Annotated in this window: 16 protein-coding genes; 7 read left to right on the forward strand and 9 right to left on the reverse strand. The window is 72.5% G+C overall.

Annotation, left to right across the window (positions count from 1 at the left end; all coding sequences use genetic code 11):
- Positions 1-259: 259 nt before the first annotated feature.
- Entirely contained in the window at positions 260-1948 is a 1689-nt protein-coding gene (locus tag AB0M88_RS27485; protein ID WP_364107105.1) for an EAL domain-containing protein, read from the reverse strand.
- A 388-nt stretch (positions 1949-2336) separates the two neighbouring features.
- Here AB0M88_RS27485 and AB0M88_RS27490 point away from each other — a divergent pair, with 388 nt between their 5' ends.
- Together AB0M88_RS27490 and AB0M88_RS27495 are read left to right on the forward strand one after the other, a co-directional pair.
- Positions 2337-3947, forward strand: coding sequence for a restriction endonuclease (locus AB0M88_RS27490; RefSeq protein WP_364107107.1), 1611 nt, complete (start codon positions 2337-2339; stop codon positions 3945-3947).
- Between the two features lie 10 nt (positions 3948-3957).
- A complete protein-coding gene (locus tag AB0M88_RS27495) occupies positions 3958-8925 on the forward strand; it encodes an arginase family protein (RefSeq protein ID WP_364107109.1) in 4968 nt (1655 codons plus the stop codon).
- Between the two features lie 82 nt (positions 8926-9007).
- Here AB0M88_RS27495 and AB0M88_RS27500 read toward each other — a convergent pair whose 3' ends face one another.
- Positions 9008-9172 carry a hypothetical protein gene (locus AB0M88_RS27500; protein WP_364107111.1) on the reverse strand — a complete coding sequence of 55 codons (165 nt, stop codon included), beginning with the start codon at positions 9170-9172 and terminating at the stop codon, positions 9008-9010.
- 32 nt (positions 9173-9204) lie between these two features.
- Between AB0M88_RS27500 and AB0M88_RS27505 the strand changes: the two genes are divergently transcribed.
- Positions 9205-9720, forward strand: coding sequence for a GNAT family N-acetyltransferase (locus AB0M88_RS27505; RefSeq protein ID WP_364107113.1), 516 nt, complete (start codon positions 9205-9207; stop codon positions 9718-9720).
- Here the strand turns inward: AB0M88_RS27505 and AB0M88_RS27510 are convergent.
- The 3 genes from AB0M88_RS27510 to AB0M88_RS27520 form a co-directional block, all read right to left on the reverse strand.
- Positions 9717-10460 carry an SDR family oxidoreductase gene (locus tag AB0M88_RS27510; protein WP_364107115.1) on the reverse strand — a complete coding sequence of 248 codons (744 nt, stop codon included), beginning with the start codon at positions 10458-10460 and terminating at the stop codon, positions 9717-9719. The two genes, AB0M88_RS27505 and AB0M88_RS27510, sit on opposite strands and share 4 nt — an antisense overlap.
- 345 nt (positions 10461-10805) lie before the next feature.
- Entirely contained in the window at positions 10806-11477 is a 672-nt protein-coding gene (locus tag AB0M88_RS27515) for a hypothetical protein (protein WP_364107117.1), read from the reverse strand.
- Between the two features lie 466 nt (positions 11478-11943).
- Positions 11944-12330, reverse strand: a complete 387-nt coding sequence (locus AB0M88_RS27520) for a hypothetical protein (protein WP_364107119.1) — start codon at positions 12328-12330, stop codon at positions 11944-11946.
- 176 nt (positions 12331-12506) lie between these two features.
- Here AB0M88_RS27520 and AB0M88_RS27525 point away from each other — a divergent pair, with 176 nt between their 5' ends.
- From AB0M88_RS27525 to AB0M88_RS27535, 3 genes are all read left to right on the forward strand, one after another.
- Positions 12507-13832: an AAA family ATPase gene (locus tag AB0M88_RS27525; protein WP_364107121.1), complete on the forward strand. Its 1326-nt coding sequence runs from the start codon at positions 12507-12509 to the stop codon at positions 13830-13832.
- Positions 13833-13869: 37 nt separating this feature from the next.
- Positions 13870-14718 carry a bifunctional DNA primase/polymerase gene (locus tag AB0M88_RS27530; protein ID WP_364107123.1) on the forward strand — a complete coding sequence of 283 codons (849 nt, stop codon included), beginning with the start codon at positions 13870-13872 and terminating at the stop codon, positions 14716-14718.
- A gap of 90 nt (positions 14719-14808) precedes the next feature.
- Entirely contained in the window at positions 14809-15486 is a 678-nt protein-coding gene (locus AB0M88_RS27535) for an activator of HSP90 ATPase (RefSeq protein WP_364107125.1), read from the forward strand.
- A 28-nt stretch (positions 15487-15514) separates the two neighbouring features.
- Here the strand turns inward: AB0M88_RS27535 and AB0M88_RS27540 are convergent, their stop codons facing one another.
- On the reverse strand, positions 15515-15847 hold the full coding sequence (locus tag AB0M88_RS27540; RefSeq protein ID WP_364107127.1) for an antibiotic biosynthesis monooxygenase: 333 nt from the start codon (positions 15845-15847) through the stop codon (positions 15515-15517).
- A gap of 87 nt (positions 15848-15934) precedes the next feature.
- Here AB0M88_RS27540 and AB0M88_RS27545 point away from each other — a divergent pair, with 87 nt between their 5' ends.
- Entirely contained in the window at positions 15935-17761 is a 1827-nt protein-coding gene (locus tag AB0M88_RS27545) for a SpoIIE family protein phosphatase (RefSeq protein ID WP_364107129.1), read from the forward strand.
- Here the strand turns inward: AB0M88_RS27545 and AB0M88_RS27550 are convergent.
- Genes AB0M88_RS27550 through AB0M88_RS27560 form a run of 3 tightly spaced genes read right to left on the reverse strand, consistent with a single transcriptional unit; the run spans position 17738 to position 20762 of the window.
- The gene (locus AB0M88_RS27550; protein ID WP_364107131.1) at positions 17738-19171 is read right to left on the reverse strand and encodes a hypothetical protein; all 1434 of its coding nucleotides are present in this window, start codon (positions 19169-19171) and stop codon (positions 17738-17740) included. The genes AB0M88_RS27545 and AB0M88_RS27550 overlap by 24 nt on opposite strands.
- Positions 19168-20199 (reverse strand): hypothetical protein, encoded by a 1032-nt coding sequence (locus tag AB0M88_RS27555; protein WP_364107133.1) that lies wholly within the window; start codon positions 20197-20199, stop codon positions 19168-19170. The genes AB0M88_RS27550 and AB0M88_RS27555 overlap by 4 nt, the downstream gene beginning before the upstream one ends.
- Entirely contained in the window at positions 20196-20762 is a 567-nt protein-coding gene (locus AB0M88_RS27560; RefSeq protein WP_364107135.1) for a hypothetical protein, read from the reverse strand. Before AB0M88_RS27560 ends, AB0M88_RS27555 begins: the two co-directional genes overlap by 4 nt.
- Between the last annotated feature and the right edge of the window lie 35 nt (positions 20763-20797).

A 20797-nucleotide genomic window follows, 5' to 3' on the forward strand; every position in this document is an offset into this window, starting at 1 on the left:
ATGCGCAGCCCGATCGAGTTCGAGAAGCTCCACACCCCGTCAGATCACGACCGTTGACCCCACACCTCGGGTGTCCGGCATACGGGGGAATCTCACTGAGGGCCCGAAGTCACACAAGTCGAAGGCCCAGACGTCACACGAGCTGAGGGCCCGAAGTCACACAAGTCAAAGGCCAGAGGTCACACGAGCTCAGGTCCCCGAAGTCATACCGGTCGAGGCCCGGAAGTCACGCGGGCTGCGGGCGCCGGAGGCAAGGGCGTCAGGGGGTGTGCAGGCGGCCTGGCTCCAAGGGGGACGGGCGGCCGATCAGGTAGCCCTGGACGTAGTCGACGCCTAGTTCGCGGAGCAGGCGGAGGGTGGGCTCGTCCTGGACGAACTCGGCGACGGTGTGGATGCCGTAGGCCTGGCAGACCTGGACCATCGCCCGCACCAGGACCTGGTCCTGGGGGTTGTCGACCAGGTCGACGATGTACTCGCCGTCGATCTTGACCAGGTCGATCGGGAACAGCCGCAGGTAGCGGAACGACGCGTAGCCCGAGCCGAAGTCGTCGAGGGCCAGTTCACACCCCAGGTCGCGGATGCGGTCGGCGAACCGGCGGGCCTCGCTCAGGTTGCCGATCAGCGCGGTCTCGGTGATCTCGAAGGTCAACCGTTCGGGGGTCGCCCCGTACTGCTTGATCAGCCGCTCGACCTCGCCGGTGAGCCGCGGGTCGCCGACCGAGCGGCCGGACAGGTTGATCTGCAGGTTGCTCTCGGGGTCGTCGGCGGCCAGCTGCATCGCCCGCTCGACCACCCACAGGTCGATGTCGAAGACCGCGTCGAGCCGTTCGGCGATGTCGAGCACCTGGATCGGCGACTGCGGCCCGTCGGCCTCGTCGAGCACCCGCAGCAGCAGCTCGTGCCGGGTCACCCGGTTGGACTGCAGTTCGAGGATCGGCTGGGCGTAGAGCGTGAACCGGTCGGTGTCGAGCGCGTCGGCGACCCGGCTGCGGTAGCGCCCCTGCCGGTCGCGCACCGCGATCGGGTGCGGCACCATCGTGAGCGGCCGGCCGGCCTCGCGGGACTGCCGCCATGCCTGCTCGGCGTCGATCAGCAGGTCGTGGCTGGTCGCCTCGGCGTCCGGCCGGAAGCGCACCAGCCCGCCCCAGGCCCGCGCCCGCAGCCAGGTGTCGGGCAGCACGAACGTCTGCGTGCGCAGCGCCTCGACCAGCAGTTCGGCCTGCCGGCGGGCCATCGCCCAGGAGTCGCCGGTCAGCAGCAGCGCGATCTCGTTGGGGCCGACCCGGCCGAGCAGGGCGTCCGGCTGGGCGAGACCTTCGAGGACCCGGGCGGCCCGGTGCAGCAGGTCGGCGTTGAGCTCCGGGCGTACGCCCTCGCCGTCTTCCGCGACGCGGTCCGGCTGCACCCGGATGACCAGCACCGCGCCGCCGCCGAGCCGCAGGGCCCGGTCGACCTCGTCCGCGAAGCGGGCGCGGGTGAGCAGGCCGGTGGCCGGGTCGGGGTCGACGATGGGCGATTGCACGGTCTCCCCTCGCCGGGCCAGCCGGGCGATCTCGCGGCGGGCCCGTTCGCGGGCCGAGACGTCGATCAGGGTGCCGCGGATGCCGCGCACCGTGCCGTCGGGGCTCTTCACCGGTTCGAGCCGGCAGTCGACGTCGAACCAGCTGCCGTCGGTGCGCAGCAGGCGCACGGTGACCCGCACCGGGTTGCGGCTGGTCCAGGTGCGGGTGATCGCCCCGAGCGCGCGGGCGTGGTCGTCGCGGTGCACGTAGCGGGCGAGCACCTGGCGGCTGACCTCGTGCTGGACGGGCGGCTGGCCGAGCATCGCGCGCAGCGGGGCCGACCAGACGATGTGGTCACCGGTCGCGGTGTAGGAGAACCAGGCCGGCCCGGCGGCCGGGGTGCGGTCCTCGATCGGGCTACGCGGCTCCGGGAGCACGGGCGGCACAGAGTGCCGCTCCTCCGGTGCCGCCATCAGGTTCGCCTTCTCTCCTCGACCCGCGTTAGTTCCTGAACTATTACGACCCGTCACAAGGCCGCGATAACAGTGCACGTCCGCGTCAATGTTTTGGCCGCGCGCGCCACAAACCCGGGAACAGCAGCTTCTCGCCCGATCAGAGTAGGGAATCAACCGATCGGATGACCACTGCGCTCCGTATATCTCACTCCCCACTACGGTCGTATCCATGACGGACAGTTACTGCCAGTGTTGAACGTGGAACCTAGTGCGACTCCTACCCCGATAGCCGGTAGGACATGCACGCTGCGCGGTCGCGAAAAGACCTTGGGTAGCGCTGGCTATGGTGGCGAAGAGACCCCGACGCGAGGACTTGGGCATGGGCATCATCCGAGACATGCAGCGTGTGCACGCCACCCAGGCGGCCGACGCGCAGCGGGCCAACACGGCCGCCGCACAGCAGCGCGACCTGATCCGGCGCAACGCCGACCTGGCCATCGCCGCGGCGCAGCAGGCCGCGTCCGACGCCGAACGCGAGCGTGAGCAGCGCCGGCTCTACAACGAGGCGCGCACGGCCGGCGCGGCGGCGGCCAACGCCGAGGTGCGGGCCCGGCTGGCCGACCTCGACGCGCTGCTGCTCTCCACGCTGGACGTCGACGACCACATCGACCTGCAGATCTTCAAGAAGCCGGTGACCGTGCCGCCGTTCGACCCGGGACCGCTGGCCACGGCGGCGCCCGAGCCGGTGTGGGACCGCTATCTGCCACCGCAGCCGCGCGGCGTCGGCAAGATCCTCGGCGATCGTCTCTACCAGCAACAGACCGCTGGGGCCCGGCGCAACTACGAACAGGCGCGGGCCCGGTGGTCCGAGGGCGAGGAGCGGCGCCGCCGGCAATTGGCGGCCCGGCGCCGGGCGTACGAGGAGAGCCGGCGCAAGTACGAAGCCAAGCTCGTCGCCTACAACGCCGAGGTGGACCGTTTCGCGGCGGCCGTGGCGAGCGCCGACCCGGCCTCGGTGGTCGAGTATTTCGCGATGGTGCTCGGCAACTCGGTCTATCCCGACGACTTCCCGCAGCACTTCCGCCTGGCCTACCTGCCCAAGCAGCGCCACCTGCTGATCGAATACCACCTGCCGCCGGTCGAGGTGGTCCCGGTGGTGAAGGAGTACCGCTACGACCGCGTACGCGACGACCTGGCGGCGATCCCCCGCGACCAGTCCGAGATCCGCCGCCGGTACGTCGAGATCATCGCCCAGGTGACGCTGCGTACGGTCCACGAGATCGTCGAGGCGGACCGCGGCGCCCTGGTCGGCCAGATCTCGTTCAACGGCATCGTCGACACGATCGACCGGCGTACGGGCCGGTTCGTCCGCCCGTGCCTGGTCTCGCTGAAGACCGACCGGGAGACGTTCGCCGCGATCAAGCTGCGCCGGGTCGACCCGGTGGCCTGCCTCACCCACCTCCAGGGCGTACTCTCGCCGACGCCCGACGAGTTGAGCGCGGTCCAGCCGATGGTCGACTTCGACCGGGACGCCGACCGCGACTTCACCGAGGAGTTCAACGTCCTGGCCGAGATCGACGAGCGGCCCAATCTGGTGACGATGGGCGCGGACGCCTGGGAGCTGACCCTGGCCGACCTGTTCGGCGTGATGGGCCTGCAGATGGGGCGCCCGGTCCGCACCGCGCAGGGCGCCCGCTGGCACGCGACCGACCCGCGGCCGGTCTTCGGCGGCCCGGTCGTGGTCTATGCGACCCGCGGCGTCCCGGCCGGCGCGGCGGCGGCCCACTCGCTGGCCGGCGCGGTGGTCGCGGCCGGCGCGACGAAGGGCATCCTGGTCGCGCTGGGCGGCATCGACGCGGAGGCCTACGAGGCGGTCGCCGGCCGGCCGCTCGAGCTGATCGACGGTCCGGCCCTGGTCACCCTGCTCGCCAAGTACAGCGGCGTGAAGGCTCGCATCGAGCATCCCGAGCACGTCGTACGGGTGTCCTAGAATTCGGAGAATGCCGGAGCAGCTGGAGTCACCCACGACGATCCGGGACCGGGCCGTCGCGGTGGCCGACTACCTGCTCGCGGTGCGCGCGCAGATGGAGCGCCCCGCACGCACGGTCCCGGCCGACGCGCACTGGCTCGCCACCCTGCCCGACCACCCGGACTGCCAGGTCGGCCCCGATCCCGCCGGCACCTCCTGGCTGCGCGTGGGCCGGCCCGACCTGCCGCCCCCGGTCGGGGTCCCGGCCGAGCTGCGCCGCCGCCTGCGCGAGGGCGTCACGGCCACCCAGGTGCCCGAGGCGTCGGACGACGCCGACCCGGCGCCCGACGACTTCGAGGTCTGGCGCGAGCAGGCGTGGCGGCCCTGGGCGCTCGCCACCGCCGAGGCCGAGAAGACACGCACCCTGCACCGGCAGCTGTTCGACCTGATGCACTCGGTCGATATGGCCTCGGCGACCACCGAGCTGGTCTGGGGCCACGGCCTCCTCGAGACCACGATCAACGGGCAGCGCGTGCGCTATCCCCTGGTCGCGACCCCGGTCCTGATCGAATACGAGCCGGACAGCTCGCTCGTCACGGTCTCCCCGGCCGGGCCGTCCCGGTTGCAGACCGACGCCCTGAACGGGCTCGACGAGCGCTACCTCGCCCAGCTCCTCGCGCTGGCCGGCCCGGCCGGCACGCTCGAGGTCGACCTCTTCAACGACCTCGACCGCCGGGAGCTGTTCGAGCGGGCGCTCGGCCGGCTCGGCTACGACCGGGTCGTCGCCGGGGCCGACGCCGAGATCTCGGCGCCGCACATCAAGGACACCGGGGTGCTGTTCGCCCGGCCCAAGCAGCGGCTGCTGCGCGGCTTCCTCGAGAGTCTGCGCGACCGCCTGCTGGCCGGCGACACGTCGAGCGTCGGCGCGCTGTCGGCGATCATCGCCCACGAGCCGAGCAAGCTGCGCATGCCCGATGACCGCCCCGAGGAGTGGACGCGGGTCGGCGAGCGGCTGCTCATGCCCCTGCCGACCAACGAGGCCCAGGAGTCGATCGCCCGGCGCCTGGCCCTGCACCGCAACGTGGCCGTCCAGGGCCCGCCCGGCACCGGCAAGACCCACACCATCCGCAACCTGATCTGCCACCTGATGGCGAACGGCAAGCGGGTGCTGGTCGTCGCCCAGAAGGAAGATCCGCTGCGGGTGCTGCGCGACGGCCTGCCGGAGGAGATCCAGCCGCTCTGCCTGGCCGTGCTCGGCCGCACCACCGATCAGCTGGTGCAGCTTCAACTGGCCGCCCGCGAGCTGTCCGACCGGGCCGCCACCCTCGACCGCGACGCCGAGGCCCGCCGGGTCGAGCGGCTGACCGGGCTGCTCGAGGAGTCCGAGCGGGAGCTGGCGGCCGCGCTCGGCGGCCTGCGGGCGATCGCCGAGAGCGAGGCCGTGACCTATCGGCTCGACGGGGCCGATCTCACCCCGGTCGAGGTCGGGGCCTGGCTGCGGGAACGCGCGGCCGCGCACGGCGGCATCCCCGATCCGATCGGCGGGCCGCCGCCGCTCGACGAGTCCGAGTTCGCCGAGTTGCTGCACCTCGCCGCCACGATCACGCCGGAGGACCGCCGGCGGGCCCGCGCCGAGATCCCCGACATCTCCGGTCTGCCGTCCGCGGCCACGACCGCCGAGCGCCGCGAGCGCCAGACCGGGCTGGCCGAGGAGGTCGAGCGGCTGCGGGAGGCCGGGCTCGACCCGGATGCGGTCCGGGCGGCCGGCCCCGACGGCCTCGCCCAGATGCGGGCCGACCTCGGCGACGCCCTCGGCTGGCTGCGCCGCCGGGAGGGCTCGTGGACCGACCGGCTCGGCCGCCTGCTCAACGACGAGCACTGGCGCACGGTCTGGACCGATCACGTCACGGCCACCGAGGAGCTGCTGTCCGAGCTGGCCGGCCTGACCCGCGCCCTGGCCGGCCACCAGGTCGAGGTCCCGCCGGCGCTCGTCGCCGAACCGAAACGCCTGATCCTCCAGCTGAGCGAGGTCCGGCAGCGCTTCGCGGCGGGCCGCGGTCTCAGCCGCCTCCTGCAGGCGGCCCTCTTCCGGCTGGCCGAGGAGATCCACGTCGACGGCGAGCCGTTGCGCACACCCGAGGACGTCGACGTGGTGACGGCGTGGGTGCGGCGCCGGCAGGTCCGCGGCCGGCTCGGTGCCCACTGGACGGAGTGGATCGCCCGCCTTCAGGTGCCGTCGCCCGACAGCCCCGATCCCGAGATCTGGGCGGGCGCGCTGCTCGCCGACGCGAGGCAGTCGCTCGACTGGGACGTACGGTATTGGCCCCAGCTCGCCGCGAGGCTGGCCTCGTGCGTACCGCAGTTTGATCTTGATCTTGATCCCGCGGCCCTGAGCCGCGCCGCCGACCTGCTCGCCGCGGCGCGCGCGGTCTTCGATCTCGATGAGCTCGCCGCCGCCGAGCGGGCGGCTCGGCAACGCCTCGCCGCGTGGCCGCGGCTCGCGCAGGCGTGGCTCTCTCTCGCCGGGTGGGACGAGGCGCTTTCCGATGTACGCGGGTTGACCGCGCTCCGACCGCGGGCGGACCGTTGCGAAGAGCTGCGCGCGAGGGTGGCCGCCGCCGCCCCGGCCTGGGCCGCGATGATCGACGCCGGCCGGGTGCCCGAGGTCTCCGGCCGCGCCTGTCTCGACGCGTGGGCGTGGCGGCGCGCGCAGACCTGGTTCGACGACGTCATCGGCCGGGTCGACCCGGCCGTGCTGTCCCAGCGGGTCGAGTCGGCCCGCGACAAGATCCGCCGCCGCACCGGCGAACTGGTCGTCGCCTCGGCCTGGCTCGAGGTCTCGCGCGCCCTCGACGACCGGCGCCGCGCCGCGCTGGCCGACTGGACCACCGCCCTCCGCAAGATCGGCAAGGGCACCGGCCGCAACGCCGCGGCCTGGCAGGCGCACGCCCAGCGGGCCATGGAGTCGGCGGTCGAAGCCGTGCCGGTCTGGGTCATGTCGGTCGACCGGGCGATCGAGCAGTTCGCCGGCGGCGCCCGCTTCGACGTCGTGATCGTCGACGAGGCGTCGCAGGCCGACCTGTTCGCCCTGCCCGTGCTCGCCCTGGCCGAACGCGCCGTCGTGGTCGGCGACGACCAGCAGATCGGCCCCCAGCTGGGCTTCGTCGGCACGGTCAGCGGCCTGATCCACAGTCACCTCGACGACGTGCCGTCGGCCGAGCACTTCGACCCCGAGTCGTCGCTCTACGACCACGCCGTGCGGCGATCACCGGAGCGCATCCTGCTCACCGAGCACTTCCGCTGCGTGCCGCCGATCATCGAGTTCTCGTCCCGCCACTACTACGACGGCAAGATCATGCCCCTGCGGGCCGACCGGCCGTCGGTCGCCCCGCTGCGCACGGTCTTCCTGGCCGACGGGGTGCGGCAGCCGCTGGCCGGCTTCGGCGACGTCAACCTGGCCGAGGCCTCCGCCCTGGTCGATCAAGTGGTGCGGATCGTGGCCGACCCCTCCTATCGCGGCAAGACGCTCGGCGTGATCAGCCTGCTCAGCACCAGCGGTCAGGCCGGCTACCTGCTGTCGCGGTTGCGCGAGGAGATCGGCGAGGACGAGATCCAGGCCCGGCGGCTGCGGGTCGGCGACGCCTACACCTTCCAGGGCGACGAGCGCGACGTCGTACTGGTGTCCATGGTGGTCTCCGACAACGACCCGAAGGTCGCCGCCTTCACCCGCCGCGAATACCACCGCCGGATCAACGTGGCGGCCTCGCGGGCCCGTGACCAGCTGTGGGTTTTCCACTCCGTGCGGGCCGCCTCGCTGCCGGTCGACGACGCGCGGTCGCTGTTGCTGACCTACTTGGCGAACGCGGGGATGGTCGCCGATCCGGACATCTCAGATTTGTCGGTCAAGTGCGAGTCGGACTTCGAGCGGGACGTGCTGCGCCGGCTGACCGCGCGGGGCTACCGGCCGATCCCCCAGTTCCGCCTCGGCGCCTACCGCATCGACTTCGTGCTCAACGCCCCCGACGGCCGACGCCTGGCCATCGAATGCGACGGCGACGCCTACCACGGCCCCGAGCAGTGGGAGAGCGACATGCGCCGGCAGGCCGTACTCGAGCGGGTCGGCAACTGCGTCTTCGTCCGCATCCGGGGCAGCATCTTCGCCCGCGAGCCGTCGGCGGCGATGCGACCGGTCTGGCAGCGCATCGAGGAGCTGGGCATCGTGGCGCCGCCCCGGCGTACCGTCCTCGAGATCGGCCAGTGGCAGGGCTCCGGCTCACCGACCGCCCGCCGCCTCGCCTCGGGCGCCTCCGACCTGGCCGCCATGATCCCCGGCGACCGTCACGTCCGCGTGCCGATCGCCGGCGACCTGGCGGCCAACCTGGAGGCCGCGCGCGCCATCGGCTTCGACGACCGCACGGTCACCGTCGGCGGCGACTGCGGCGTCGAGCTGGCACCCGTCGAGGCGGCCCTGGCCGCGCACGGCGACGGCCTGACGGTCGTCTGGTTCGACGCGCACGGCGACCTCAACACTCCCGGATCGTCCCCGTCCGGCGCCTTCCACGGCATGGTGCTGCGAACCCTGCTCGGCGACGAGGGCCCGCTCTCCCCGCAGGCCAAGCTGCGGCCGTCGCAGGTGGTGCTGGCCGGCGTCCGCGCGCTGGATCCGGCCGAGAAGCAGTTCGTCACCGACCACGACATCGCCCTCGTCCCGCCGGGCGAGCTGGCCGACCTGCCCACGGTCGTCGCGGCCGCCGGCACCCGAGCGGTCTACGTCCACATCGACCTGGACGTCCTCGACCCGACCACGTTCGCCTCGGTCGGCTGCCCCGAGCCGGGCGGCGTGACCCCGGCCGCCCTGGCCAAAGCCGTCCGGTCGGTCCTCGACCGGTTCCCGCTAGCCGGCCTCGGCATAACCGAATACGAACCGTCCGAGGACCGCGACCGCGACACCCTCCGGGCCCTGGTCGAAGCGCTCTTCACACCCACCGCCCCGCGGTGACCTCGGCCCGCTCCCCTCGAAGATCCGCTTTACTTCCCGCCCGCCCGCGGTGACCTCGGCCGGCTTCTCTCGAAGATCCGCTTTACTCGCGCCAGCCCGCGGTGATCTCCAGGCGCTCCCGCCAGAGCTCGACCGCCGCCCGCTCGGTCCGTGCCCGCACCGCGGCCTCCGGCCCGGCATAGCGCTTCACCACCGTCACCCCGTCGCCGCGAGTGTCGTGGCTGTATCCGTGCCGCATCCGCTCCATCACCCGGCATTGTTCCGTCTACGCTCGCCCGGGTGCATGTCCATCTGGTTGGCCCGCACGGCCTGACCGACCCCGAGCTCACCGACGCCGCCACCCTGCTGGCCGACCTCGTCAGCCAGGGCGCCGCCCTGGGCTGGGTCGATCCACCGGCCCCGGCCGAGGTCACCGCCCTGCTCCGGGACGTCTGGACCGCTCCACCCGGCGACACCGCCCTGGCCGTAGCCATCGACGACGGCCACGTGACCGGCCTCGCCTACTGGCGCCGCTACGACCGCCCGACCCACCGCCCCCACGCCGACGTGGAGAAGGTCGCGGTAAAGCCGTCCGCCCAGGGCCACGGCGTAGGCCGCCACCTCATGACCACCCTGATCGCCGCCGCCCGCACGGCCGGCGTCGAGGTCCTGACCCTCGACCTGCGAGCCGACAACACCCGGGCCGCCACCCTCTACGAGTCCCTGGGCTTCCGGCGCTACGGCCTCCTGCCCCGCTTCGTAGCGGTCGGCGGCCTTCGCTACGACAAGCTGTTCTACGCTCTCGACCTGCGCTAATTCCGCTTCTCCTCAGGGTCGCGCCCGGCGGCCGCGCGGCCTCCGTCGAGCGGGATGACGGCTCCGGTCAGGAAACGGGACGCCTCGGAGAGCAGGAACGCGACCACGTCGGCGACCTCCGCCGGCTTCCCGGTCCGGCCGAGCGGCTGCAACGACGCGATCTCCCGGTCGAAGTCGCGGCGTTCGGCGGCGGTCAGGTCCGCGACCCGGTCGGTCGCTATCGAGCCGAGGGCGAGGGCGTTGACGCGTACGGCCGAGGGCCCGTAGTCAACCGCGAGGGCGCGGGTCAGCCCTTCGATGGCGGCCTTGGCCGTCGCGTACGGGAGAGCGCCGCGCACCGGGCGCCGAGCCTGATGCGACGAGATGTTGACGATCGACCCGCCGGTGCCGGCGTCGAGGAAGTGCCGCACCGCCGCCGCGCTTCCGGCCAGGACCGGCGCGAGGTTGCGTTCGACCAGCTCCATGACCGGGCGGCCACCCGACCGATGAAGCCACGCGTCGCGGAACACCGCCGCGTTGTTGACCCAGCCCCGCAGGGTGCCGTGGGAGGCCGCGAGCCCGGCCGCCCGCGAGGCCACTTCGTCGTCGGCCGCGTCGCCGACCAGCGGGATCATCCGGTCGTGGGCCCAGTCGAGCGCGTCCGGATCGAGCTCGACGACCACCACGCCGGAGCCGTCCTCCAGCAGCCGCTCGACGATCGCCCGGCCGATCCCGCGCCCACCCCCGGTAACCACATGCATGTCCATAACCGCGTTGATGCCCCAAGACCCCAGCCGCCGCGCCGTTGACTTGGTGACCGCCCGCCGCACCGTGGCCCCTTCGACGCGGTGACCGCCCGCCGCACCGTGGCCCCTTCGACGCGGTGACCGCCCGCCGCGCCATGGCGCCTTCGACGCGGCGACCGCCCGCCGCGCCGTGGCGCCTTCGACTTGGTGATCGCCCCGCTTGTGTTATCGCAGCTGATTTTCTGACGCCCGCGGGGTGTGCGGGCGGCAGAAAATCATCTCCGATGGCACAAGCCCCAAAGGGGCGATCATTCGCGGAGCGAAGCGCAGCCAGCTAGCACAGCCGGCTAGCACAACCGGCTAGCACGGGAATTGCATGCGCCGCGGCCGCGGGATGACCGGGGGTGGCAGGGGCAGGTCGTCGAGGTGGCTCCAGTTGAGAGCGCCGTTGTCGGTTGACTTGATTTCGCCCAGGCAGGCGCGCAGGAGGCCCAGGTTGGGGGCACCCGCATAGCCGGCGATGACGACCTCGGGCTTGGGCTCGATCTTGGCGATGGCGGCGCAGATCTTGGCGACCTCACGCTCGTCGACGGCGTCGAGTGGAAGGGGGGATTCGGCTTGCGACCGGCGCCACGGGGGGCCGAACCGGCGCAGGAGTTCGCGGGCGAGCCGGCCGAACGAGCGGCCGACCTCGACGTCGCGCATCGAGACGCGTGCGGACTGGCCGTAGCACCACGGGACGACGACGTGTCCGTTGATGACGACCAGTTGGTAGACGGACTTCGGCACAGTAATGATTTCGGCACCGGGGAGGGTGCCCAGGAACAGCACCAGTTCCTCGTAGGGGAGCGACCATCGCGGATTCGCGAGCACTCGTTCCATCGTCTGCGTCATAGCGGGGTGCGCGTTGACCTCGCGGTCGATCGCGGTGCTCAACGCTTCGGGGACTCGGGTCCAGAGCTCGCCGGCAACCTTCTCACCGAACTGCTCGACGACCCATTCGCTAGGACCGACCAGAACGTCTGGGCGCATACATACCACCACCGTCCGTGTCGCTGGCGCTACTGCTGGCTAGAAGAGTTCCACTTCCGGTGATCGACTGGAAGGGTTGATTCCGGCCATCTCAGAAACGCCGGTGAATGAAATCTTGTGCGACGCCCGAAACGTTGCCACGACGACGGAGCAGCAGGTCAGGAGGCTGCGAAACATGCAACTTGCACGGCGAACCGCTCGTGCAAGTTGCATGCCGGCTTCGCTATTCGGCCTGAGTCGACAGTCAATCAGGGGGATATTTCAGAGTGATGTCCAAGACGCAAACACCCACTCATAGTGACGATCAACTATCCCCTCACCAGCACGAAAACGTATTCTCCCGAGCCCGCGCGGCGAGGCCGCGGAGATCATTTCGGCGCGCCCCCGGAGGCCGCCCGGTCTAGCCGGATTGCGCGCCAGCCGAAGTCGCTAGGTCGCAGCCGACCAGATACGTGTCGGATTTCCGTCAGAAGCTCGCCACAGCCGTCCGACTGGGGCGAATTGTCCGGCTTACCACCCGGGCGGCCGGTCGATCCACAGGGGACTTCGAAGCGAGCCGGGCCAGATCGCGAAGCAACTCCAACGCCGTCGCCCGGCCGCACATCGTCGGCGGGAAGCGCTCCTCGGCCACCGGGACGAGCCGGTCGCGGAGCAACGCGCGCATCTCCCCATCGGCCTCCGACCCGAACATACCCAGATCGAGCCGACCCGAATCGTCCGCCCGCACGTGATCGATGTCGGCCGCCAACCGCTGCTGTTCCACGTTCATCGCGAGAAAGCCGACCACCCAGCAGAACAACCACCCGGTCGCCTGCCATCGTTCGTCGCCGCCTAGCGAGATCACCCCTGGCATCGTCGCCACTCCCCGCCTGAGTCGAATACCTCCGAAAGTCAAGGCCGGCGCCTCCGGCACCGGATAAGAATCTGCCGGTCACCCTGGGCGATCCAGGCTTCTGACGTACGCCGTCACCACGCGCGAACTCACCCACGAACCGGGACATGTCCCCCTCGCCGCGCTACCGTGCCCCGGTGATCGCGAACGAGATCGTCAGCCCGTCCACCGAGGCCGCGCGGGTGGTCGACGCCGTGCTGCGCGACCTGCGCTCGGGCGAGCACCGCGGCGTGGTGGTCGACTCGCCGCCCGGCGCCGGCAAGTCGACGCTGGTGGTGCGGGCGGCCGGCGTCCTGGCCGCGGCGGGCGAGCCGATGATGATCGTGGCGCAGACCAACGAGCAGGTCGACGACCTGATCGAACGGCTCGGCGCGCGCTCCCCGCAGATCACGGTCGGCCGCTTGTCGGCGGTCGACTACGAGCCGTCCGAGCGGGTGCGCGCCCATCCGGCCTGCCGGGTCGCGCCCAAGGTCGCCGACCTTCGGACCCCCGCGGTCACGATCGGCACGGCCGCCAAGTGGGCGACGGTCACCGAGGGCACCTGGCCGTGGGCGATCGTCGACGAGGCGTACCAGATGCGGTCGGACGCCCTGCTCCGCGTCGCGTCCCGCTTCGAGCGCGCCCTGTTCGTGGGTGACCCGGGCCAGCTCGACCCGTTCTCGACGGTCGAGGTCGAGCGGTGGATCGGCCTGTCGTGGGACCCGATGCAGAGCGCCGTCGCGGTGCTTCTGCGGCACAACCCCGACCTGCCCGTGCACCGGCTCCCGGTCTCGTGGCGGCTGCCGCACTCGGCCGCCCCGGTCGTCGCCGAGGCGTTCTACCCGTTCACCGGGTTCCGGTCGGGCACCGGGCCGGGCGACCGGGTGCTGACCTTCGGCAAGCCGGCGTCCTCGGTGCACGACGAGGCGCTCGACCGGGCGCTCGACCGAGCGCTCGATCAGGCCGCGGCCACCGGCTGGGGCCTGCACGAGCTGCCGGCCCGGTTCACGATCCGCACCGACGCCGAGGCGGCCGCGGCCTGCGCCGGCCTGGCCGCGCGAGCCCTGGAACGCGAGGGCGGCACGATCTCGGAGGCGGGCGAGGGCCGGCTGACCGCCGACCGGATTGCCATCGGCGCCGCCCACCGCGACCAGGCGGCGGCCATCCGCTCGTTGCTGCCGCCGGGAGCCGCGGGCGTCACCGTCGACACGGCCAACCGGCTCCAGGGCCGGGAGTACGACCTGACGATCGTGCTCCACCCGCTCTCGGGGCGGCGCGACGCGACCGCGTTCCACCTCGAGTCGGGGCGGCTCTGCGTGCTCACGTCGCGGCACCGGCACGCGTGCGTGGTGGTGGCCCGCGACGGCATCGCCGACCTGCTCGACGCCCACCCCTCGACCGAGCCGGTGCACCTCAACGTGCCGGTCAAGTTCCCCGACGGCTGGGAGGCGAATCAGGCGATCCTCGCGCATCTGCATCGTTGAGCGCGCCGGCGCGGGGAAATATCGTACAGTTGTTCTAATGTCGCTCACGGCCGCGTTGGCTTATGCCCGGCACGGAATCCCCGTCCTGCCGGTCCATGAGCCCGCGCCCGGCGGCGGGTGCTCGTGCGACAAGGGGACGCGTTGCGACAGCCCGGGCAAGCACCCGCGCCTGCGCCACGGTCTCAACGACGCCAGCACCGACCCCCGGCGGATCGAGCTGTGGTGGCACCGCTGGCCCGGCGCCAATGTCGGGCTCCGCACCGGCATCGCGATGGATGTCGCCGACGTCGACTCCGAAGAGGGCTGGCACGGCCTCTGTCACCTGATGGGCGGCGAGATCCCGGCCGGCCCCCAGGTCCGCACCGGCAGCGGGGGCCGGCATTTCTGGTTCCGCCCGACCGGCTTCGGCAACCGCGTTCACCTGCTGCCCGGCCTCGACTGGCGCGGCATCGGCGGCTATGTGGTGGCGCCGCCCTCCCGGCATCCGCGCGGCGACTACCGCTGGCTGCGCGGGCCGGCCGAACCTCTGCCGGAGGGCTCGGGCACGCTTCGCGCGCTCATCGAAGGCCCAAAGATCATGCCGGTCGCCCGGCGACCGATCACCCACCCCGACCGGTACGCCTCGGCCGCCCTGACCGCCGAGGCCGACCGGGTGGCCCGCGCGAGCGTCGGGGCCCGTAACGACACCCTCAACCGGGCCGCCTTCGCGCTGGGCCGGCTGGTCGGGGCCGGCCTGCTCGATCCGGTCGACGTCGTGCGGGAACTGGACGCGGCGGCCCGTTATGCCGGCCTCGGTCGCACCGAGGTCCGCCGGACGATCCGCTCGGGCCTCAGCGCGGGCCGCCGCGCCCCGATCGACCCGGATCACGGTCGCCGGGCCGCCTGACGGGACCCCGGGCCCATACAGCCAGCTGCAATCGAGTTGTGACGATGCCGTCCCGTGGCGTGTTTGTCGGGTTGGCCCAATGATGGAGGCATGACCGATCAACGCCGACTGAAGCCGTACTCCGTCGAGTTCGCCCTGCCCGCGGGCCGCGACGAGGTGTGGGACACCGTCACCCAGCCGGCGGCGATCCGGCAGTGGTTCGGGTGGGACTACGACGGGCTCGACGCCGAGATTCAGCAGATCTTCGTCGACCAGGCGACGCTGCTCGCCCCGGAGCGGATGGGCTGGGCCGACGGGTCCTATCTGGAGGTCACCGGCGACGACGACCGGGCCGTGGTGCGGGCGGTCCGCGAGGGGCCGGTGCCCGACAACCCCGACGCGTACGACGCGATCGAGGAGGCCTGGCGGGCCTTTCTGGTGCAGTTGCGGTTCCTGATCGAGAGGCGGCCCGCGGGGGTCCGCCGCACGCTCTACCTGACCGGCGAGACCACCGGCCGGCAGGCGTTGTCGCTGGCCGAGACCGAGTGGCAGGCGGTCGGCCGCCGGGTGTCGTGGACCGTCGACGCCGACGGCTTCCTGGTCGTGGTGGCCGGGCGGGTGCCGCTGACCGGGCCGTCGGCGGCGCGGATGGAGGTCACGGTGTCGACCTACGGCCTCGACGACGACGCCTTCGAGGCGCGCCGCGAGGAGTGGACGAAGAAGTGGGCCCCGCTGGCGGCCGACGCCGACGTCACCGCGGGCGACGAGCCGTCACCCCAGCGCCCTTGAAGTCCAGCGCCCGTGAAGTCCAGCGGCCCTAAAGGTCCGAGGAGTCGAGACCGTAGTCGCGGTGCACGACCGCGACGCGCACGCGATAGTCGGTGTACCAGGCGGAACGGCCCCGGCGCTGGGCGATGAGGTGCGCGGCGACCTGCTTCCAGCCCCGGGCGGCGTCCTCGTCGGCCCAGTACGACACCGTGATGCCCAGGCCGGCGTCGCGCGCCGACTCGATGCCCAGGTAGCCGGGCTGGTCGAGGGCCCGCTCCTCCAACGCCCGCGCCATCGCCCCATAGCCGTTGTCACCCTCGGTGCGCGTCGACGTGAAGATGACCGCGACGTAGGGCGGCGACGGCGTGGCGGCGAACGGCATGCCCACACCTTATTGGGGCTGTTCGGCGCGGTGTGGGCCGGTGCGCGACCCGGTACGCTGACATGCCTTACCTGCCGAGGGGCGACGATGCTGCAGGAAGATCGGGTGGGGCGGGCCGCGAACAGCGTGCTCGTCGATCCCGCGCGCCTGCGATCGGTCGAGCGCCTCGGGGTGGGCTCGCGGGCCGATGCCGCGTTCGAGCGCATCGCCGGCCTGGTGGAGCAGCTGATCGACGTGCCGGTCGCGGTCGTCACCGTGATCGACGGTGACCGTCAGTTCCTGCCCGGGCAGGTCGGCCTGCCCGAGCCGCTGGCCACGACCCGCGAGACGCCGCTGAGCCACTCGTTCAGTCGCCACGTCGTCGAGAGCGGCCGCGTCCTGGTCGTCGGCGACGTTCGCGAGGATCCGCAGATGCGCGACAGTCCGGCCATCCGCGAGCTGGGGGCGGCCGCGTTCGCCGGGGTGCCGGTCACCGACCCCGACGGGCTGGTCGTCGGCACGCTGGCGGTGATGGACCGCGAGCCTCGCAAGTGGACGAAGAGCGAGATCACGCTGCTCACCGACCTGGCCGCGGTCTGCTCCTCCGAGGTCGGGCTGCGGATCGCCCGGGCCATCGCCGACGAGGCCCGCGCCGGCGCCGAGGAAGCCCGGGCCAGCGCCGAGGTGGCGCACGACCAGTTGCGGTTGATCGGCGAGCTGACCGAGGCGCTGACCGCGACCATGGACATCGAGGCCGGCATGGGACGCGTCGGCCGGATGGTCGCCGGGCGGCTCGCCGACTGGTGCTTCGTCACGCTGACCGACCCGACGACCACGAAGATCCGGCATGTGTCGGCCGCGCACCACGACCCGGCGTACGCGATCGACGCCCTGCGCCTCGCGCAGCTGGCCGAGTCCACGCCCAAGGTCGTCCGTCTCGTGCTGCGAGCCGTGCAGCGCACGGGCCGGCTGGTCCGCGAGGATCGCGCCGACCCGCGGCGCCCGGCCCTCGACCGTCCCGAGATCATGCAGATCGCCGGCCGGATGGGCTTCGGCTCCTACCTGATCGTGCCGATCACGGCGCCCGTCTCGCGGCGCGTCCTGGGCGCGGTGATGCTGGTCAACGGCGCGGCGCGGGGCGTCTTCGGGGCCGACGAGGAGCACACGGCGGCCGAGATCGGGCGCCGGGCCGGGCTCGCGGTCGACAACAGCCGGCTCTACGGCCGGCAGCGCCACGTGGCCGAGGTGCTCCAGCACAGCATGCTGACCGAGCTGCCCGAGATCCCCGGCATCGAGCTGCACGCGCGCTACCTGCCGGCGCAGGCCGGCGACGCGGTCGGCGGCGACTGGTACGACGCGTTCGTGCAGCCCGACGGCAGCGTCATGGTCGCGGTCGGCGACGTCGCGGGGCACGACATCGAGGCGGCGGCGACGATGGGCCAGGTACGCAATCTGGTGCGCGGCGATGCGTACGGGCGTGACGACCCGCCCGGGCGCCTGCTCGCCCAGCTCGACCGCGCGTTGCACGGGCTGCGGGTGCCGGCCGCGGCGACCGCGGTGCTGGCCCGGCTGCGGCGCGACGACGACGGCTACGAGCTCGAGTTCGCCAACGCCGGGCATCCGCCGCCGATACTGCTCCGGCCGGACGGCGAGGTCGAGGTCTGGTGGGAGTCGCCGGAGCCGCTGCTCGGGCTGATGCCCCGCGACGGCCGGCCCACCCACCGGCGGCGGGTGGCGCCCGGCTCGATGCTGCTGCTCTACACCGACGGGCTGGTCGAGAGCCCGTCCCGGATGATCGACGACGGCATCGACCGGATCCGGTCGGTGCTGCGGGCCAACCAGGGGCACACCGGCGAAGACCTCTGCAGCCGGGTGATCGAGTCGGCGCCCCGGCGGGCCGACGACATCGCTCTACTGCTGGTCCGGCTGACCTGACCAGGGCCCGTCCTGGGCGACGGGCGGGCCGCCGTGGGTCCACGGGGTCTGCTCGGGTTCGGGCAGCGCGCCACCCGGACGGTAGGCCTCGCTCAGCGTCGTGAGCAGCAGCTTCTCGCCCACCGCGGGCACGCTTCCGGGCTCGGCGACGAGCTTGCGGCCCATCCCGCCGGAGAGTTCCAGCAGGACCTCGGTGCCGGCCGGACCCGCGGTCACCGAGATGACCTTGGCCTTCTGGCTCGGGCGGGCCGGCGAGGTGAGGGTGGCGCCGGGCTCGACGCGTACGGTCTCGGCGGTGACCACCATGATGCGCGGGCGGAGCACCGGCCGTTTGCCGGTGTCGTCGATGCGGTCGGCTTTCGCCAGGGTGACCGTCGCGCCGAACGCCGTGCCGGCCAGCCGGTGTTCGGCCATGACCAGCGGGTCGTCGAAGGCGCGCTGCACCGCGTAGCGGGCGGCGGCGGTTTCCAGTCGCTGCAGCCGGGCGGCCGCCGCGACCGCCCCGTCGCGGCGCGGCTGCGGTGGGGTGCCCTCCTCGATCCCCTGCACATGTCCGGAATAGGCGTCCTTGTCGAGGTCCCACCGCGAGGCGACCCGCGAGCCGGCGTCCATGCCTCGCAGCAGCGCCAGGGCCTTCCACATCTGCTCCCAGGTCGGCAGCAGCAGTTCTTCCAGCACCTTCGGCAAATCGGGCGAAGAGGCAGCGATCAGCGGCGCCAGGACGTGGTTGTCGAAGTCCGGATCGGTGTCCGGGCCGGCGACGGGTCCATTCTCGACATTATGGGCTTCCCGGGCACCGTCGACGATCCACGCCAACTGGACCGCCAACTGGGCGTCCTCGGCCGCGCTCTGCCCGGTCGCCCAGTGCAGAGCCAGCGCCTGCACCGCGTTGAGCAGCAACGACGACCCGGGCACCTCGGAGGTCGAGGCGAAGAACGTCAGCCAGCGCCCGAGCAGCGGCACCGACGGATGCACCGGGTAGTCGCCGTCCACCCGCCGGAAACGCGTCGACCGCCCGAGCAGCTTGAGGAACTCGACCCCGCCGGTGTTGGGTACCCAGATCTGCGGGGCGTCGACATAGCGGTAGCGCACGTCGCGGCCACGATCGACCGCGACCGGCTCCTCGGTACCCCGGAACGAGTCCACATAGGGCAGCACTAGCGCCGCCAGGTCGGCCGCGAAGGCGAACCGCTCGTCCCGGTTGCGGGGCTGGCCGACCACGAGCAGATGCCGGTCGGTGGGCGACGTGCCGAGCATCGCGGCGAGCGGGGCGTTGGCCTCGCCGGCCATCGCGAGCGGGATCAGCACCAGCGGCCGGTCGTGGACGTGCAGGTGACGGACGGTGGCGATGGGCTGGGCGCGGCCCTCGGTGACCGCCTGCGCGCGGGCGAGGGCGACGAGCGTACTCAAGAAAGCGCCTCGTCCCGCAGCCGGCGGGCGGCCCGCAGCAACGCGGCCGCCTCGGCCTGCCCTTCGGCGGGCTCCCGGACGCCGTCGGCCAGCGCCAGCGCCTCCTCGATCGACTCGACGCCGCCGAGCGCGTCGCGGACCGGGCGGCCGAGGGCCCCCGTGGTGCCGGCGGCCTCGCTGCGGCAGTAGACCGACATCTCACAAGAGGAGAGGCATTCCGGGGCGTATCGAGCGGTGAGCGCCTCGATCGACTTGATCAGCTGCGGCGCCGGCTGGGCGAGGTCGAAGGACACCCAGGGCGGCAGCTCGGCGATCAACGACGAGACCGAGGCCAGGCGGGAGAGCTGCCGCCGCAGCGTCGACAACTGCTTGCGGACGTCGAGCACGACCGCCACCGGCGTCATCGAGAAATCGACCGGCGCGACCAGCACGACCTCGTGACTGACCCGCTCCTCGCCGAGCAGCCGGCGCAGCGCCAGCACATAGACCGCCGCCTGGATGGCCGCGGCCGAGACCTTGGCGCCGTCGGCCTGCCCGTCGACGATCGCGAACGACTTGATCTCGACGACCTGGAGCAGGCCGCCGGCCGGCTGGAAGGCGATCAGATCGGGCTCCAGGAAGACCGTCTGACCGGCGACCTCGATCGTGAGCATCGGGTGGTCGAGCAGCTTGGTCTTCTGGTCGGTCAGGAGTTCCCGCGTCCGGGCATTCCGGGCATTGAGCGTCTCATCGGAGTCGTCACCGATATCGACATAATCACCTGAGATGTCGCCCAGAACGGACCGCAGCAGAGCTCCGTCGTTCGCCTTCAGCATCGCCTCGAAGGCATTGCCCCGCGCCAGCGCGAACCGGCTCTGCCCGAACCGGCCCGGAAACCCGATCGCCTGGGCCAGCCGCGGCTTGTCGACCCCGGCCGCGTCGAGCACCGCCCGCCGCGTGCACCCCGGATTGCCGGTCAGCGCGGCGATCGTCCGCGCGTTGTGCCGCTTGCCCGGCACCGGCCCGCGCAGCGAGTCGACCCGGTTCACCGGTGTCCTCGCTGGTGCGGCACCCCGGGCACGCCGTAGAGCCGTTGCGCCTCGTCGAGCCCGGCGGCCCGGCGCAACACCGCCTCCCGCACCGGCTCCTCGGCCGCGAGCGCCGCCGTGAGTCGCTCATCGGTCAGCGCGGCCCGCACCGCGTCGGCCAGATCGAGGGCCTCCGGACCATGGGGGATGCCCTGCGCCAGCTCGCGCAGCAACCGGTCGGCGGCGCGTCCGGCGTGCGGCTGGGCGGCCACGAACTCGGCCACCCGCAGCACCATGACCAGCGCGTCCGCCCGTTGGCGAGCCGGCGTGACCAGCCGCTGCTCGACCGGCCAGGCGGCCAGCGTGAGCACACCCCAGGACGGGACGAGCTCGGCGGTCAGCGCCGGCGCGAACCCGGCCGCCCGGCGGCGCACCAGGCCGGCCAGCGCGGGCACGTCGAGGTCGCCGTCGAACAGCGCCGCGTGCACGTCGACCAGCAGCCGGGCGGGCGTGGGCGCGCCGAGCAGCAGCAGCGCGTGGCGTGCCTGCTCAGCCGTGCTCGGCAGGGTGCTCAGAGGGTTCACCGGGGACTCTCGTCGGGGGGTCACAACGCAGATCG

Origin of the sequence: Actinoplanes sp. NPDC051411, assembly GCF_040682075.1 — a bacterium.
In the GTDB taxonomy this organism is placed as follows: domain Bacteria; phylum Actinomycetota; class Actinomycetes; order Mycobacteriales; family Micromonosporaceae; genus Actinoplanes.

Coding starts and splice junctions, on each gene's coding strand:
- AB0M88_RS27545 (WP_364107129.1), top strand. CDS start 15,935: ATGCTGCAGGAAGATCGGGTGGGGCGGGCCGCGAACAGCGTGCTCGTC.
- AB0M88_RS27540 (WP_364107127.1), bottom strand. CDS start 15,847: ATGCCGTTCGCCGCCACGCCGTCGCCGCCCTACGTCGCGGTCATCTTC.
- AB0M88_RS27535 (WP_364107125.1), top strand. CDS start 14,809: ATGACCGATCAACGCCGACTGAAGCCGTACTCCGTCGAGTTCGCCCTG.
- AB0M88_RS27510 (WP_364107115.1), bottom strand. CDS start 10,460: ATGCATGTGGTTACCGGGGGTGGGCGCGGGATCGGCCGGGCGATCGTC.
- AB0M88_RS27490 (WP_364107107.1), top strand. CDS start 2,337: ATGGGCATCATCCGAGACATGCAGCGTGTGCACGCCACCCAGGCGGCC.
- AB0M88_RS27495 (WP_364107109.1), top strand. CDS start 3,958: ATGCCGGAGCAGCTGGAGTCACCCACGACGATCCGGGACCGGGCCGTC.
- AB0M88_RS27515 (WP_364107117.1), bottom strand. CDS start 11,477: ATGCGCCCAGACGTTCTGGTCGGTCCTAGCGAATGGGTCGTCGAGCAG.
- AB0M88_RS27520 (WP_364107119.1), bottom strand. CDS start 12,330: ATGCCAGGGGTGATCTCGCTAGGCGGCGACGAACGATGGCAGGCGACC.
- AB0M88_RS27500 (WP_364107111.1), bottom strand. CDS start 9,172: ATGGAGCGGATGCGGCACGGATACAGCCACGACACTCGCGGCGACGGG.
- AB0M88_RS27530 (WP_364107123.1), top strand. CDS start 13,870: ATGTCGCTCACGGCCGCGTTGGCTTATGCCCGGCACGGAATCCCCGTC.